At 39.1% G+C, this 14,915-nt stretch carries 16 protein-coding genes; 7 read left to right on the top strand and 9 right to left on the bottom strand.

Annotation, left to right across the window (positions count from 1 at the left end):
• Positions 1-83: 83 nt before the first annotated feature.
• The 6 genes from ftsA to gshB form a co-directional block, all read right to left on the bottom strand.
• Entirely contained in the window at positions 84-1,346 is a 1,263-nt protein-coding gene (ftsA, locus tag AAV97_RS11570) for a cell division protein FtsA (protein ID WP_004826082.1), read from the bottom strand.
• 63 nt (positions 1,347-1,409) lie between these two features.
• On the bottom strand, positions 1,410-2,264 hold the full coding sequence (locus AAV97_RS11575) for a cell division protein FtsQ/DivIB (RefSeq protein WP_004826081.1): 855 nt from the start codon (positions 2,262-2,264) through the stop codon (positions 1,410-1,412).
• 3 nt (positions 2,265-2,267) lie between these two features.
• Positions 2,268-3,197 carry a D-alanine--D-alanine ligase gene (locus tag AAV97_RS11580; protein ID WP_004826080.1) on the bottom strand — a complete coding sequence of 310 codons (930 nt, stop codon included), beginning with the start codon at positions 3,195-3,197 and terminating at the stop codon, positions 2,268-2,270.
• A gap of 83 nt (positions 3,198-3,280) precedes the next feature.
• Positions 3,281-4,729: a UDP-N-acetylmuramate--L-alanine ligase gene (gene murC / locus AAV97_RS11585; RefSeq protein ID WP_004826079.1), complete on the bottom strand. Its 1,449-nt coding sequence runs from the start codon at positions 4,727-4,729 to the stop codon at positions 3,281-3,283.
• A 13-nt stretch (positions 4,730-4,742) separates the two neighbouring features.
• Positions 4,743-5,840 (bottom strand): undecaprenyldiphospho-muramoylpentapeptide beta-N-acetylglucosaminyltransferase, encoded by a 1,098-nt coding sequence (gene murG, locus AAV97_RS11590; RefSeq protein ID WP_009585475.1) that lies wholly within the window; start codon positions 5,838-5,840, stop codon positions 4,743-4,745.
• Between the two features lie 323 nt (positions 5,841-6,163).
• Positions 6,164-7,108 (bottom strand): glutathione synthase, encoded by a 945-nt coding sequence (gene gshB, locus AAV97_RS11595; RefSeq protein WP_004826075.1) that lies wholly within the window; start codon positions 7,106-7,108, stop codon positions 6,164-6,166.
• 110 nt (positions 7,109-7,218) lie between these two features.
• Between gshB and AAV97_RS11600 the strand changes: the two genes are divergently transcribed.
• The 3 genes from AAV97_RS11600 to AAV97_RS11610 are packed head-to-tail and all read left to right on the top strand — an operon-like array spanning position 7,219 to position 8,892.
• The gene (locus AAV97_RS11600; RefSeq protein ID WP_046760659.1) at positions 7,219-7,419 is read left to right on the top strand and encodes a DUF3565 domain-containing protein; all 201 of its coding nucleotides are present in this window, start codon (positions 7,219-7,221) and stop codon (positions 7,417-7,419) included.
• 33 nt (positions 7,420-7,452) lie between these two features.
• On the top strand, positions 7,453-8,148 hold the full coding sequence (locus AAV97_RS11605) for a class I SAM-dependent methyltransferase (RefSeq protein ID WP_042087838.1): 696 nt from the start codon (positions 7,453-7,455) through the stop codon (positions 8,146-8,148).
• A 24-nt stretch (positions 8,149-8,172) separates the two neighbouring features.
• Positions 8,173-8,892, top strand: a complete 720-nt coding sequence (locus AAV97_RS11610) for a VanW family protein (protein WP_004826070.1) — start codon at positions 8,173-8,175, stop codon at positions 8,890-8,892.
• 189 nt (positions 8,893-9,081) lie between these two features.
• Here AAV97_RS11610 and AAV97_RS11615 read toward each other — a convergent pair whose 3' ends face one another.
• Entirely contained in the window at positions 9,082-9,615 is a 534-nt protein-coding gene (locus AAV97_RS11615) for a hypothetical protein (RefSeq protein WP_042087835.1), read from the bottom strand.
• A gap of 75 nt (positions 9,616-9,690) precedes the next feature.
• Positions 9,691-10,341 carry an orotate phosphoribosyltransferase gene (pyrE, locus tag AAV97_RS11620; RefSeq protein WP_004826066.1) on the bottom strand — a complete coding sequence of 217 codons (651 nt, stop codon included), beginning with the start codon at positions 10,339-10,341 and terminating at the stop codon, positions 9,691-9,693.
• 40 nt (positions 10,342-10,381) lie between these two features.
• Between pyrE and AAV97_RS11625 the strand changes: the two genes are divergently transcribed.
• Positions 10,382-11,200, top strand: a complete 819-nt coding sequence (locus tag AAV97_RS11625) for an exodeoxyribonuclease III (protein ID WP_004826064.1) — start codon at positions 10,382-10,384, stop codon at positions 11,198-11,200.
• A 493-nt stretch (positions 11,201-11,693) separates the two neighbouring features.
• Complete coding sequence (locus AAV97_RS11630; RefSeq protein ID WP_004826062.1) at positions 11,694-12,050, top strand: Spx/MgsR family RNA polymerase-binding regulatory protein; 357 nt, start codon at positions 11,694-11,696, stop codon at positions 12,048-12,050.
• Positions 12,051-12,121: 71 nt separating this feature from the next.
• On the opposite strand, the gene AAV97_RS11635 is transcribed toward AAV97_RS11630, so the two are convergent.
• Positions 12,122-12,553, bottom strand: a complete 432-nt coding sequence (locus AAV97_RS11635) for a DUF2147 domain-containing protein (RefSeq protein WP_004826060.1) — start codon at positions 12,551-12,553, stop codon at positions 12,122-12,124.
• Between the two features lie 159 nt (positions 12,554-12,712).
• Between AAV97_RS11635 and AAV97_RS11640 the strand changes: the two genes are divergently transcribed.
• Both AAV97_RS11640 and AAV97_RS11645 read left to right on the top strand, forming a co-directional pair.
• A complete protein-coding gene (locus AAV97_RS11640; protein ID WP_046760639.1) occupies positions 12,713-13,621 on the top strand; it encodes an alpha/beta hydrolase in 909 nt (302 codons plus the stop codon).
• Positions 13,622-14,295: 674 nt separating this feature from the next.
• Positions 14,296-14,901, top strand: a complete 606-nt coding sequence (locus AAV97_RS11645; protein WP_046760640.1) for a GGDEF domain-containing protein — start codon at positions 14,296-14,298, stop codon at positions 14,899-14,901.
• Positions 14,902-14,915 lie beyond the last annotated feature (14 nt).

The following is a 14,915-nucleotide window of genomic DNA, read 5'->3' on the forward strand; positions in this document are numbered from 1 at the left end:
TAGGATGCTGTTCATTACAGAGCTTGTCAAGTATTGGATAGAACACTTACAACTTCCTAACAATATTCCCAAAAAAAATACACCTAAAAAATACCTTTTAATTTGTTATTCAAGGCATTCCAACCATTCACAATTCGGTCAAAGAATGGTCTTCCCCCTTGAACTTCAGGCTCCTCAATCGCCTCTTGCATGTCACTTTGACTAAATAAAAGTAAGCCTGCCGCTGTAGCATACATTGAACGACGTAATGAAGGTAAGTTCTGATCGTCAGTGACCACCTGTAAAGGTGGATTGCCTAGATGTGCAGAAACGCCCAACATACGACGCGCCAAAGTCACCATGCCTTCAATTTGACAAACATCACCTGTCAGTACAACACCATGATACAAGCTTTGCAAGGCACCACGCTGCTCTAGTTCGTAGCGCACTTTAGTTAAAATATCTTCATAACGTGCAATAATGATTTCAGCAAGTTCTATGCGACTGATGGTTTGCGGACCATCAATTGCCTCAAACTGGATCATGTGATCAGGTTTGACTTGATGGATATCGACACAGCCATGAAGCAACTTAATCCGTTCAGCTTCTTCAGTGGTGGTCTGCAACACTGTCGCAATATCACGTGTGACATTTTCACCACCACATTGAATGGTGCTGGCTAGAGCCAAATGACCTTCTATATAAACAGCAATATTGGTGGTACCTGCACCAATATCGAGTAGGCAAACACCATATTCTTTTTCATCTTTCAGCAAACTGCCCTCAGCAGTTGCCAAACACGAAACCACCATTTTCTCAACAGAAATATTGGCACCTTTCATAGCGCGATCTAAGTTCTGCATGGTACTGATCGGCATCATCATCAATTGATAATGTGCAGTCATACTATTGGCAGATAAGTTAATCGGATTTTGTACCCATTCAGTTGAGTCATCCAACTCAAATCCTAAAGGTACAGCACTCGCCAAATAGTGATCAGCTGCCATATGACTGGCTTTTGCCAACTCTAGAGCACGTACCACCTCAGTTGTGGTAATCGTACGTTCTGCGTTTGAAATCGGGGTACGTCCAATTGCATAATGGCTTTGTAATTCAGTACTTGGAATCGACACCCATGCTGAATGTATACGACATTCAGCCATATCTTCAGCTTCTTGAACGGCTTGTTTAATTGCATTTGTGACTTTATCAAGGCTCACAATTTTGCCTTTATTCATTCCTTTATTACGTGCGCTTGCCATGCCAATAACCTGAATATTATCAGGGGCATGTACTTTACCAATCAGTACTGAAACTTTATGTGTCCCAATGTCAATTGCAACAACTGAGGGAACAGCTTCATTCATCGCTTTGCTACCATTATCTTCATTGTTTATGTTTGGCTCTACGCCTCTTTTTCAAGCCACATATTATGGCTGTGCAACCATCCCACCTGCAACGCCTATGTCATTACTGGTTACAACAAACTGACCGTTGGTAATTTTGGGTGAAACTGAATTTTTCCACTGAATTGCCAGACCATTTCGGTAACGCAAATCAATTGCAGAAATATTCGACCACACGGGTTTTAAGTCTGTTTGTGCCAAGTGACTGAGACGTTGTAGCTTACTCATCGTTTGATCTTGATCGACAATCACACGTAGACCTGAATCAAACTGCATAAACCAAGTCATCCGTTCAGTGAGATAAAGCTCTTTTAAACGTAAATTGACTGGGTGAAATAATTGGTTAATTTCATTATAGCGACGCATCATGACTTTGGATTGGCTGAGTGGTCCATGAAGCAATGGCAAATTGGAATGATTGGTCACCACTGCTTCACTGTAGACATCTCCAGCATCACTGAGTAATCGCCCTGTTCCCCAACGTGCGATTGCATGACGCGGCATAACGCGCACTCGAATACCATTTGGCCATGCGCGTGATACCACAACACGGTCTACCCATGATACTTCCAGTGCTTTATCTCGAATTTGCTCCAAATCCGAGGTGAAATAATTATCTTTCACAACAGGTTTTAGGTGTTGTGTAATCGCTTGCGATTCGACCGATGAACTCGTCCCCACCACTTCAAGTGTTGCAACTCGCGCATCGGTGATCACTTTATAAAGACCATAGATTCCTGCAAATAATACAGCTATAGCAACAACCATAAGCAACCAGCTACCCACGTTCAGAAGCTTATCCTGACGTGTCGGTGGCTTATCGTGTATTGATGTAATCGCCGCACGTTTGCGACGCATCGAAGCAGGAAGTTGAGCCATAAATTAGTGAGCTTGTTCCGTGAGTGTTTGCGCTAAGATCGCAACACACAATTCATCAAAACTATAACCAACTGCTTTTGCCGCTTTAGGTACAAGAGAGTGGCTGGTCATCCCTGGAACAGTATTCACCTCTAATAACCAAAAATTACCCTGCTCATCCAACATCGCATCAATACGCCCCCATCCGCTAGCACCTACAGCTTGGAAAGCACGCAAACAGAGCGCTTGAAGATTCTTTTCTTCAGCTTCGCTTAAACCACATGGAATACCATATTCCACGTCATTACGATTGTATTTGGCTTCGTAATCATAGAATGCTACATCTGCTGGAGGTTGTAAACGAATCACTGGTAATGGCAAACCATTTAGAAATGAAATGGTATATTCACGCCCTGTAATCCATTTTTCAGCCATCACGACTGCGTCATGTACAGTGGCTTTTTCAATTGCGGCAATAAGGTCTTCTGCTTTTTCAACCTTACTCATTCCCACGCTTGAACCTTCGTGAACGGGCTTAATGATCAAAGGTAATCCAAGACTCTCAATCACTTCATTGAGATCAGAATCCTTTGAAATAATACGATAAGGTGCGGTCGGCAAGTCTGAACCTTGCCAGATCTGTTTGGTCTTGACTTTATCCATACCAATCGCAGAACCTTGTACGCCTGTCCCTGTATAAGGTACATTCATCCATTCCAAGGCACCTTGGATTTGACCATCTTCACCACCGCGACCATGCAATACAATAAATGCACGATCATAGTCCACAAGTTCCGTCACACTACGCTCTTGCGGGTCGAAAGCCTCTGCATTCACACCTGAACGTAATAATGCTTCTAAAACAGCTTTACCACTATCTAATGACACCTCACGCTCAGCAGATTTACCACCAAGCAACACCGCTACTTTGCCGAATTTAGAAGCATTTGACACGTTTAAATCCTTAAACTTATAAGTTAGTCAATTTCAATTTTTAAGGCTTTATTCAAATCCAAATTTAAACAAAGCCAAATCAATTATTTTAAATACAGTTGGTTTTGAGCCAATTCTACAGAAATTGCTCCCACGTTACCTGCACCTTGTGTTAATAACAAGTCATTCGCTTGTAACACTTTTTGTATCACGTTCTGCAAATTACCTTCTACAGGGTCAATTAAAATCGGTTCAACTTCACCACGCAAACGAATACTACGTGCCAAAGAGCGACTATCTGCCCCAACAATTGGCTTCTCACCTGCAGGATATACTTCTAATAATAACAATTGGTCGACTTGTGACAACACATCGACAAAATCATCAAAACAATCACGGGTACGACTAAAACGATGCGGTTGGAACATCATAACTAAACGGCGATCTGGATGACTCGCTCGAGCGGCTTTAATCGTTGCCTCTACTTCTTTTGGATGATGACCATAATCATCTACCAGTTTCACGGTGCCTTCATCGAGTGGATATTCGCCTTGAACTTGAAAACGGCGACCTACCCCACTGAAGCTTTCTAATGCGCGTGCAATCGCCGCATCTGATACACCTTCATCAGTGGCAATACCAATCGCAGCCAATGCATTGAGAATATTGTGTAAACCAGGAAGGTTAATTGTTAGTCGTAAAGGTTCACGCCCTTTACGCAATACGGTGAAGCTTGACTGCATACCCGTTTGGTCAATGTCAATCGCACGGATATCATTATCTTCATTGAAACCATAGGTCACCACAGGGCGACCAATCCGTGGCATGATTTCACGAATATTGGCATCATCGCCACACACCACAGCCAAACCATAGAACGGCATTTTTTGTAAGAACTTCACGAAAGTATCTTTCAATACATCAAAACTACCGCCATAAGTGTCCATATGGTCTGCATCGATATTGGTGACAATCGCAGCCATTGGTTCTAAATGAAGGAATGAAGCATCTGATTCATCGGCTTCAGCAACGATAAAACGACTTGCTCCCAATGCAGCATTCACACCTGTGCGATTTAACAAACCACCAATCACATAGGTTGGGTCCATGTTTTCTTCTGCCAACATACAAGTGACCAAACTTGTCGTTGTAGTTTTACCATGTGTACCAGCAACAGCAATACCATGACGATAGCGCATTAACTCACCCAGCATTTCAGCACGACGCACCACAGGGATGCGATTTTCAATTGCTGCTTTGACTTCTAGGTTTTCAGGATCAATTGCTGTGGATACCACCAGTACATTTGCACCTTTGATATTGTCTTCTGCATGCCCAATAAAAACTTTAATACCATTCTCTTCAAGCTGTACTGTCGTTTTGGATGCTTTAATGTCAGAACCAGAAACTTTATAACCTTGGTTTTTTAATACTTCTGCAATACCACACATACCTGCACCCCCAATACCCACAAAATGGATATGCTTAATACGGCGCATTTCTGGAATTTTAATCAGGTTCTTTGCTTTATCAGCTGGGCTTGTTGGAGACATAATCAACTCTAACTTACAAATCTTGAATTAAACCAACCACACGTTGTGTCGCATCTGGTTGAGCTTGTTGACGGGCTTTAACTGCCATTTCCATCAATAACTGACGGTTCATCAACGGCGTGAGTAAATCTTTTAGGGAATCTGGTGTCATGGTACTTTGCGGACAAATTTTCGCAGCACCCGTTTTTTCCAAAAATTTGGCATTGGCAGTTTGGTGATCGTCCACGGCACTTGGCAATGGAACAAATATCGCTGCCACACCTGCTGTTGCTACCTCAGTCACTGTTAGCGCTCCTGCACGGCAGATAATTAAATCTGCATTGCTGTAAGCCTGTGCCATATCCTCGATAAATTGTTGCACCTCAACCTGCATATTATCGGGGGCATTGGCATATAACGCTTGGGTAGTATCTTGTTTATTTTGACCACATTGATGAAATATGTTTAATGGCACATTGAGCTGTTTCAAAGCTTCAGGCACACATTCATTTAATGCCTGCGCTCCCAAAGAGCCACCGACAATTAAAATATGTAATGGTTCATGCGCATTTTCTCGTTCTTTATAACGAAAAGATGGATTGTAAATCCCCGTAATCTCTGCACGTACAGGATTTCCAGTCGTCACAATCTTCGCACTCTGGGGGAATGTATTTGGGAAAGCTTCACATACCGTCGTAGCAATTCGTGATAATTGGGTATTGGTAAACCCTGCAACAGCATTTTGTTCGTGGATCAGAATTGGAATCCCCAATAAGCGTGCAGCTAAACCGCCTGGACCTGCCACATAACCACCGAAACCGGCAACAGCATCAACTTTGAGCTGTTTCATATAGCGCATCGCGCTTAAGGTTGCTTTTAAAATTTTAAAGGGCGCAGCCAGTTTACGTACAATTCCGTTGCCGCGTACACCTTGAATATCAATTTGATAAATTGGAATATCGTGTTGTTTTAAAAGTCGGTTTTCCATACCTGTTGGTGTTGCCAACCAAGACACTTGGCTGCCTTGTTGCTGCAATTCTTTTGCAACTGCCAGCGCAGGAAATACATGTCCGCCTGTACCCGCCGCCATCATCATGACGTGTTTCGGTGTGCTTTGCTGAGGTTTGGTCACGGTCTAATTCTTCAATGCAAAAATAAATGTTTAACGAATATTTTAAACAACCAATTGTAATCACAATCCGCTATGGGGAAAAGTTTATTTACTTTTTTTCACCAAGCCTTTCATTGTTTTTTTCTACTGTTTTGAAAGTTTAAACTACTTTTGTCATTAATCTGCTAAAAAAAGTAGAATTCAATGTTATTTTTTTTATTTTTGCATGATTTATCCAGTTCAACCCCAAAAAAATAGAGTCTGTCTAGACTCTATTTTTTAGCATCATTTAAAAATAAATCGATCATCTCACTATAAAATGTCATTCCACTAATATATGATGTTTAAGCAGATTTACCCGCCTCCAGTACATCAAACAGATCATCTGCGATTGAAGTACCAAATTGAGTATCGATCTCACGGATACAGGTTGGGCTGGTCACATTGATCTCAGTCACATAATTACCAATCACATCCAAGCCAACAAAGACTAGACCTTTTGCTTTTAAAAATGGACCAACTTTTGCAGCAATGGCTTTATCATTTTCTGTTAATGGACGCGCTTCACCTAAACCGCCAGCAGCTAAATTTCCGCGTACTTCGCCATTTTGTGGAATACGTGCCAAACAATAAGGTACTGGTTCACCATTGATCATTAAAATGCGTTTATCGCCCTCTACAATTTCAGGAATGTAGCGTTGTGCCATAATCGGTTGTGTACCATTTTCAGTTAAAATTTCGATGGTTGAACCAATGTTTACCCCATCTTGGTATAAACGAAAAATCCCCATTCCCCCCATACCATCTAAAGGCTTAACGATCACATCACCATGTTCCTTTAAGAATTCACGAATTAAACGCTGTTGTGAGCTGACTAAGGTTGGTACTTGTAAATCAGGAAATTGTGTTGCGAAAAGTTTTTCATTGCAGTCACGTAAACTTTGTGGTTTGTTGATGATCCACGCACCTTCCCGTTCTGCCTGCTCTAAAATATACGTGGTATAAACAAAGTTCATGTCAAAAGGTGGGTCTTTACGCATCAACACCACATCATAAGCAGCGATAGACTCTTTGGTTTTTTCACCCAACTCATAATAATGATTGTAGTCTTCAAAAACCTTAAGGGGTGAAATCAAACCAAATGCTTTGCCTTGATCAATATATAAATCTTGTTGCAATGCATAACCCAATTCATGTCCACGACGTGCTGCAGCCCACAGCATCGCCATAGTTGAGTCTTTTTTGAGGTTTACACTTTCGATGGGATCCATCACAACAAGTACACGCATTTTGATACTCTGATAAATTTTTGGATTGCATGCAGTATAGCGGAGATTATGCCGTTCTTTTTCGAAATTTCGCTAAACTATTGGCAATAATTGTGAATAAGACCATCAAAATGTTGCAAACTATCCTTGGGTTTGAAATAGATGAAGAATATCATTATGTTGCTTTGCTTTCTTGTGGGCACCGCCAACATATGCGCCATCTTCCGCCTTGGCAAAATCAACCTTGGGTAATGAGTACACAAGGTCGTCAGGAAAAAATTGCAACGCCTATAGATTGTAAACAGTGTGATTTCCCCAAAAATAGTTTATAAATTTATTTATTCGCCAAATAAAAAGAGCTACCCATGTCGAATCATTCTGAATTAGAAATAAAAACCTACTACAACAAACTCGCTGAAGACTATGACAACAATCGTTTTAACAACAGTTATGGGCAGTATTTAGACCAACAGGAACGAGATTTTCTCAATCGAATACTTAAAACCACACCACCTGAACAATGTATGGATCTGGGATGTGGTACAGGTCGTTTATTGGATTATGCCCATTATGGCGTGGATTTTAGCCCTGAAATGCTTAAAGTTGCTAAAGCAAAATATCCAAACAAAGACTTGCTCGAAGGTCGTTTAACTGAAATACCTATAGCTAACCACAGCTTAAACGCCATCTATAGCTTTCATGTGATCATGCATCAAGATCATGCAACCACCATCCAATTCTTAAATGAGGCACATCAAAAATTAAAATCAAAAGGTCAGCTTATTTTCGACTTCCCTTCCGCCAAGCGTAGACAAGTGGTCAAGCATCAACAAGAAAACTGGCATGCAGGACATCAAATGACTTTGTCGGAAATAAAAAAAATTGCAGGCACCCAGTGGAAACTGATTGCCAGTCAAGGGTTCTTATTCTTCCCCATTCATCGTATTCCCAAACGCTTGCGTCCACTATTCAGAAGCTTGGATAATCTATTCTGCCGTTCATTTTTAAAAGAATATGCGTCTTACTTGGTTGTTGTTTTAGAAAAACAATCCTCTCTTTAACCTCATCCAATAGCATAACTCTACATGAAAAAATATTTACCTAAATCATGGAAATTACGTTATCAGCAGTTGCGAAGGTATAGCCGAGAACATCTATTTTCCTCAGCAAATTTTGCGTTGACACAACAAAATTTATGGCTATCGGAATACCAAATTTCAACATCGCAGGAAATCAAATCGAATGCTTATTTCGCAAATAAAATCCACAATATTGATCTTGCCATCCAAACTTTAAATGGCGTGATCATTCAGCCACAACAGATTTTTTCATTTTGGCATTTGGTGAAAGCACCCACCTTAAAAAATGGCTATAAAGCAGGACGCAATCTAGTGAATGGAATCATTTCAGAAGATCTTGGGGGTGGAATTTGCCAAATTTCGTCTTCACTCTATATCAGTGCATTAAAAGCTGGTTTAGTGATTGTAGAAAGGCATTCACATTCTATAGATATTTATCAAGAACATGAACGTTTTACACCTTTAGGCAGTGATGCCACTGTGGTCTATGGATACAAGGATTTGCAGTTCCAAAACAATCTCAACATTCCTCTTCAAATCCAAGTTTTAAGACAACACAATCAATTGATCACGCACTTGGTGAGTTTAGACGCTATTCAAGAATACACATTAAACTTCACCATTGAAGAGTTTCAGACACACCGTGTCGCCCATACCTTTCAAAATCAGAAACATATTGTTCAAAGTATTTATTTGCTCAATTCACATATGGATGATGAGAGATAATCTCTCTAGCTCATGCCAACACTTTATCTGTGCGAAATAGAGCCTTACAAGCAGTGAAAGGCTATGTGCGAGCTTAATCATACAGATAGAAATCCTTGCATTAATCAAAAAATCTTGTTTCAAATTAAAGAGCGTGATGCAGGACTGTCGTGGTCACAGCCCGATGCTTCTTTTCCTCTGTTTTTATTTTTAATTTTTTTCTTTAAATTGTTGTTGGTTATTTTCAATTAAATATTGATATGCAGTTTTTGGATTACGTGGCAAATCTAGTTTTACACGACAGGAAACTTCATTATCCCTTTCAAAAACAATAATTTCAGCATTTAATTCAATTGGGCGACCAATTTCAAAATCCGTTTGCTCGAGACTCGCTCCGAATAATTCAGCGTATTTTGTTTCTAAATAGCCAATCGTGAAATCTTGTACCATCACTTTGATCGTATAATGTTGTCTTGGATATTCTGGTTCACGCTGTATGGATGATTTTCTGATATAGCTGTCATTTGACGGTCTTAACATCAGTTGGTTGATCAATTTTTTTTGCGCTTGCGCATTGATATTTAGAACCAGCTCAAACTGTTCTAAACCTTTCCACTGAAAAGGATATTGTCGAAAATAAATATCTCTTTCAAATTGGTATCGTTGCCAGCGTCGTTGGTCGATCTGTTTGGCAAAAATAATGCCTAATACAGCCACAACAACGATTATCACAAGAATTAACATTGAATATGGTACCTAATCCTTCATTGACCATAAAAATAAGGAGCTGATGCTCCTTATCTTATCTAATTTTTCAGCTTATATGCCATATTTCACACGGTAAGCTTCCATTTTCGCTAAAGCATCTTTGTCGCCTTTCGCATCCAGATAATCCATCAAGTCTTTCATGGTAATTAAAGCATGAACTGGGATCTCAAGCTCTTTCTGAACTTCTTGAATCGCAGACAACTGACCTTGACCTTTTTCTTGGCGATCAAGTGCAACCAATACACCTGCAATTGTTGCACCTGCATTTTTAAGAATCGTGACAACTTCACGAATCGCAGTACCTGCGGTAATCACATCATCAATAATCCAAACTTTTTTGCCTTCAACTGAAGCACCCACCAAAACACCACCTTCACCATGATCTTTTGCTTCTTTGCGATTGAATCCCCAAGGTACACTCTGATTGTGAACTTGAGATAGCGCTACAGCAGTCGCAGCAACGAAAGGAATCCCCTTATACGCTGGTCCAAAAATTACTTCGACGTTGTTACATTGTGTTAATTTATCTGCATAACCTTGAGCTAAAAGCGATAATGCTTCACCATCGTTGAGTAAACCTGCATTAAAAAAATAAGGGCTCACACGACCTGATTTTAAAGTAAACTCACCAAATTTAAGCACACCACGTGATAATGCGAGTTCGATAAAAGCTTGTGGGTTAAACTGAGCTGGCGTTGACATGAGGTGCTCCAAAATTCATACATTGAGGTTATGACTGCGCATGATACCAAAGAGTAGCTATCCAAGTGATCAAAAAATTTTAAGAGTTGTCTCAATTAACGTAAATGGCTTACGTTCATCCGTCACCAAAGGCTTACTCGAATGGATGGAAAAGTCGGATGCCGACGTAATCTGTATCCAAGAAAGCCGCATTACACACGAGCAATGGACAGATAAATTTAAACCAGAGGGTTGGTTTACCCATCTATTTCCTGCGCAAAAATCAGGTTATGCAGGTACTGCAATCTATAGTCGTTTGCCTTTTAAATCGATCAGCAATGGTCTAGGTTTTGAGCTTGCAGACAGTCAAGGTCGCTTTATCCAAGCTGAATTTGATCTTGGTTTAGATAAACCAGTACAAATTTGCTCATTGTATCTCCCTTCAGGTTCATCTGGTGATGAAGCTCAGGCGCGTAAAGACCATTTCTTAGAAGAATATGCAAAAATTTTAAAACAATGGCGTGATGAAGACAGATCAATCATTGTTTGTGGTGATTACAATATTGTGCATAAACGTATCGACATTAAAAATTGGTCGGGTAATCAAAAATCTTCGGGATGCTTACCTCATGAACGTGCTTGGCTTGATCATATTTATGATGATTTAGGTTATGTCGACACCTTCCGAGAAGTACGTAAAGAAGCTGAACTATATTCTTGGTGGTCCAATCGCGGACAAGCTCGGGCAAAAAATGTCGGGTGGCGAATTGATTATCATGCTTGCTCACCTGACTGGAAAGAGCGTACCGTGAATGCTTGGGTGTATAAAGATGAATGGTATAGCGACCATGCTCCAGTGGTGATTGACTACAAAATTTAAGCCAATTTGAGTGGTTTTTCTTCAAAATCCACTCAATAAGTTTACAATTGTGCACTGAATATGCGGTAAAAACCTACAAAATTTGTCGTGTTATCGTATATTTTCTTCACTGCAATAAGCGCATTATACCTTCCACGGCACAGGGACATTGTCAGGATGACAGCAAAGGGATAGGACGCCGTAGGACGAAAAGAAATAAATATGTTGAATATTTATTTTGCAAGGATGTGACATTGGACGTTGTAATGAGACCCGCATAATCAGGATGATTAGATGCGGGTTTTCTCTTTTTTATTTTTGCTTTTGAGTTATTTTAAAAATCCTTTATCTCAGTCGATCTCATGCCAACTTAATTAAAAGATTAATCCTACTATATTAATTTTTTATGACAGAACACCCCTGTTTTAAAATATTTTATCTATTCTATACAGTCTAGATCGACAATTTTGTTACTCTTTCAGTTAAATCACACAATTGTAAATTAGGTTAAGACATGTTGAAAATTTACGGGATCAAAAATTGTAACTCAATGAAGAAAGCTTTTGATTTGCTCACAACACTTGGATTGAGTTATGAGTTTCATGATTATAAGAAGCAAGGTATCGACAAAGATACGGTTCAGTTATGGCTCGATCGCTTAGGAAAAGATGTGGTGCTGAATAAAAAGGGAACAACATGGAAAAAACTCAGTGAACAAGAGCAACAGCTTGCCTTATCCAGTGATCAAAATTTAATTGATGCACTCACAACCCATACCAGTTTAATTAAGCGTCCTGTGATTGAACAGAATGGTCAATTTGTAGTGGGTTATGATGAAGACCAAATTAGAGCCTTAAAAACTGCTGTATAAACGTTCTACGCTAAACTATAAAAAAGCCTGATCGATTGATCAGGCTTTTTTAGATGATAGAAACGTCCGTCTTAGTTTGCACGTACCCATGTTTGGTTACGACCTAAAGCCGAGATGCCCATATAGCCACGTAACTTTAATTGATTCCCAGCGAGTTCGCCTTTCAGTTTATAGGTTTTGCCATTTTTAGGATCAAGAATCGTACCATTGTCATAACTCTTACCACCGACATTTTGTAGTCCGTGAACAATGGTCACGCCTTTCAATGATTTATTGTGATAAGGTCCTTCACATTTGCTGCACGAGTTTTCCTCACCTGGTGTTAAAACACTTTGGATCGTTGCCGTCAATGTTCCATTTTTTTGTTCAGTGAATTTTACAATTGCCTTTGGTTGTTTCGTCGTATCATCAATTGTTTTCCAAACTGTTCCATTGAGTGGATCTGCAGCGTTTGCAAGAACTGTTGCCGATAATACGCCTAATGCGAGTACAATTTTTTTCATTGTTTTGTTTTCCCTAGTCTAATTGACAATCTATAGTATCAAAAACTTGCGTCAATTAAGCAATTCTTCTATGTGACTATATAGTGTACCCTTGTAACAAATGTTGGTAAATCAACAAAAATAAAGTCGAAAATTTAACAATATGGAATAAACGTGAAGATGAACTCAGCCCTGAAACAATATCTTACAGAATCTATTCTTAAATCCAGCTTCAAATTTCCAAGTCGCTTTAATCTTCCTCCAGCTACAGCGCGCTTTGCGATAGAACAACTTGCACGCGTTTTCCCGCAACGTAAAGATGTACAAATACGTCCTTTGCGGATTGCAGGGATTCGAGCAGAAGAGATCAAACCTCAAGCACAATCAACTCAAATGATTCTACATATCCATGGTGGCGCTTTTTTTGTAGGATCGCTTAAAACGCATCGTGCTTTTCTTTCCGAAGTTGCAGCACGAACACAAATGCAAGTGCTACATCTGGATTATCCTCTCGCACCTGAGAATAAGTTCCCTGAAGCGGGTGACGCCATTTATGATGTTTATCAACAACTTTTGGATCAAGGCATTCAACCCAAAGACATCATCATTTCAGGTGATTCTTGTGGTGCAAATTTAGCTCTGGCATTAGCGTTAAGAATTAAAGTAGAAAATAAACAACAACTTCCAAGCGCATTAATCCTGATGTCTCCATTTCTAGACTTAACGCTCACAGGAGAGTCTTTGCGTTATAACCAAAAGCATGATGCACTGCTGTCTATAGAAGCGCTTGAATCTGGCATTGATTTTTATGTTCCGAAACATCTAGATCGTTCTTTGCCAGCGCTATCCCCAATTTTTGGCGATTTTGAAGGTCTTCCTCCAACACTTGTACAAATTGGTTCCAAAGAAATTTTGCTTTCGGATGCACAACGTTTTGAAGAAAAAGCCAAAGAAGCAAATGTTCAGGTTAATTACAAACTCTATACCGGCATGTGGCACAATTTTCAGATGTTTAGCCCATGGTTTGAGGAAGCGAAGCAATCTTTAGCAGATCTCGCAGAATTTGCACATAAAATTGATCACGATTAACCCTTAAAAACACTGCCTCAGACCAAAAACAACAGAGAATATGCAGAATTCACTGTTGTTTTTTATTTATATCAATCACGAAATTTAAGTCTTATTCAAATAGCTTCAACACTATTTTTATCGTCAATCTGCTTAAAAATGTATACAGTAAAAAAATGATTTCTATTGATCAATACAATCAATGCGATGAATATATTTTTGAATAATTTAAAGTTTTCATTGCCATGCTTTATATTTAGAGTTTAAATAGATTTGCGTAGGTAATGATACTCATTGCTCAACCATTTTTTGTTTAACCATATTCTTGCGCTGCAAACAAAGCAGTGCTTTGTTTTTTTTATATCCCCCACACAACATCGCGATATCCATGCCTTCTCTCGATAGAAAGACCATCTATGATTCAAAAATACAAAATTAAATGAATCTCTAAACGCTTCTAATAATTTTTATAAAAGCCTGAAATATATTGAATATGCATGATTGAAATCAAATTACTCGTATCAATAATCAGATGGTTTGAATATATTGTTAAATTTTACTGCAAAATTAGTCACCCTTTTATAAATTATGTTTATATTCATCAATTATTTACATCAACTTAAATTTGAGTTTGGCTGAATAAATTGCTACATTCTCAGAATCACACAATAAAAATCCAAGCACGGATGGATTAAATGATGCGTAATAAAATTTATTCTGAAAGACGGCGTAAAATTCACTCATTATTCAATCAAGTGTTGAAACACTCTTTTATTGCCAAGCTTATTCACAAAAACCAAGTCAATCATGATTTAGAAATTGACTCACAAACAGGCATATATAACCAATTTGCCATTAATAGCTATTTAAAAGAATTGCACCCACAAAGTGAATCTTATTATGGGATTATTTTGCTGAGCGTCGATAATTTAAATACGATTAAAACTCAATATAATTTAAAGACAGCAAATAAAGCTTTGGCTGCGATTGCTAATGAACTATCACAAAATATCCGTGAAACAGACTTGATCGGTCGCTATAGTGAATCCGAATTTATTTTAATTTTAAGTGATGTCAATCAAACGCAGGCGCAACAAATTGCATTGCGTTTAACAGATTTGATTAACAATCATGAGTTTAAAATTAACAACAAAGTCCTGTCACTTAAAACCAGTTGTGGTGTTTCCGTCTCGGGACGAGACAGTATGAGCAGTACAGTCTTACAACAGGCTGATGAAGCACTCTACATGGCAAAAACCAATCGCCATCAATTTTATTCAAGTACAGGAGTTCGATCTTAACAAAAGGTTTTTAA

It is taken from the genome of Acinetobacter sp. Ag2 (assembly GCF_001005515.1).
Classification (GTDB): domain Bacteria; phylum Pseudomonadota; class Gammaproteobacteria; order Pseudomonadales; family Moraxellaceae; genus Acinetobacter; species Acinetobacter bereziniae.

Coding starts and splice junctions, on each gene's coding strand:
- AAV97_RS11600 (WP_046760659.1), top strand. CDS start 7,219: ATGTTGCAAACTATCCTTGGGTTTGAAATAGATGAAGAATATCATTAT.
- ftsA (WP_004826082.1), bottom strand. CDS start 1,346: ATGAATGAAGCTGTTCCCTCAGTTGTTGCAATTGACATTGGGACACAT.
- AAV97_RS11645 (WP_046760640.1), top strand. CDS start 14,296: ATGATGCGTAATAAAATTTATTCTGAAAGACGGCGTAAAATTCACTCA.
- AAV97_RS11640 (WP_046760639.1), top strand. CDS start 12,713: ATGAACTCAGCCCTGAAACAATATCTTACAGAATCTATTCTTAAATCC.
- AAV97_RS11610 (WP_004826070.1), top strand. CDS start 8,173: ATGAAAAAATATTTACCTAAATCATGGAAATTACGTTATCAGCAGTTG.
- AAV97_RS11575 (WP_004826081.1), bottom strand. CDS start 2,264: ATGGCTCAACTTCCTGCTTCGATGCGTCGCAAACGTGCGGCGATTACA.
- AAV97_RS11635 (WP_004826060.1), bottom strand. CDS start 12,553: ATGAAAAAAATTGTACTCGCATTAGGCGTATTATCGGCAACAGTTCTT.
- pyrE (WP_004826066.1), bottom strand. CDS start 10,341: ATGTCAACGCCAGCTCAGTTTAACCCACAAGCTTTTATCGAACTCGCA.
- AAV97_RS11630 (WP_004826062.1), top strand. CDS start 11,694: ATGTTGAAAATTTACGGGATCAAAAATTGTAACTCAATGAAGAAAGCT.
- AAV97_RS11615 (WP_042087835.1), bottom strand. CDS start 9,615: ATGTTAATTCTTGTGATAATCGTTGTTGTGGCTGTATTAGGCATTATT.
- AAV97_RS11625 (WP_004826064.1), top strand. CDS start 10,382: ATGATACCAAAGAGTAGCTATCCAAGTGATCAAAAAATTTTAAGAGTT.
- gshB (WP_004826075.1), bottom strand. CDS start 7,108: ATGCGTGTACTTGTTGTGATGGATCCCATCGAAAGTGTAAACCTCAAA.
- murC (WP_004826079.1), bottom strand. CDS start 4,729: ATGTCTCCAACAAGCCCAGCTGATAAAGCAAAGAACCTGATTAAAATT.
- AAV97_RS11605 (WP_042087838.1), top strand. CDS start 7,453: ATGTCGAATCATTCTGAATTAGAAATAAAAACCTACTACAACAAACTC.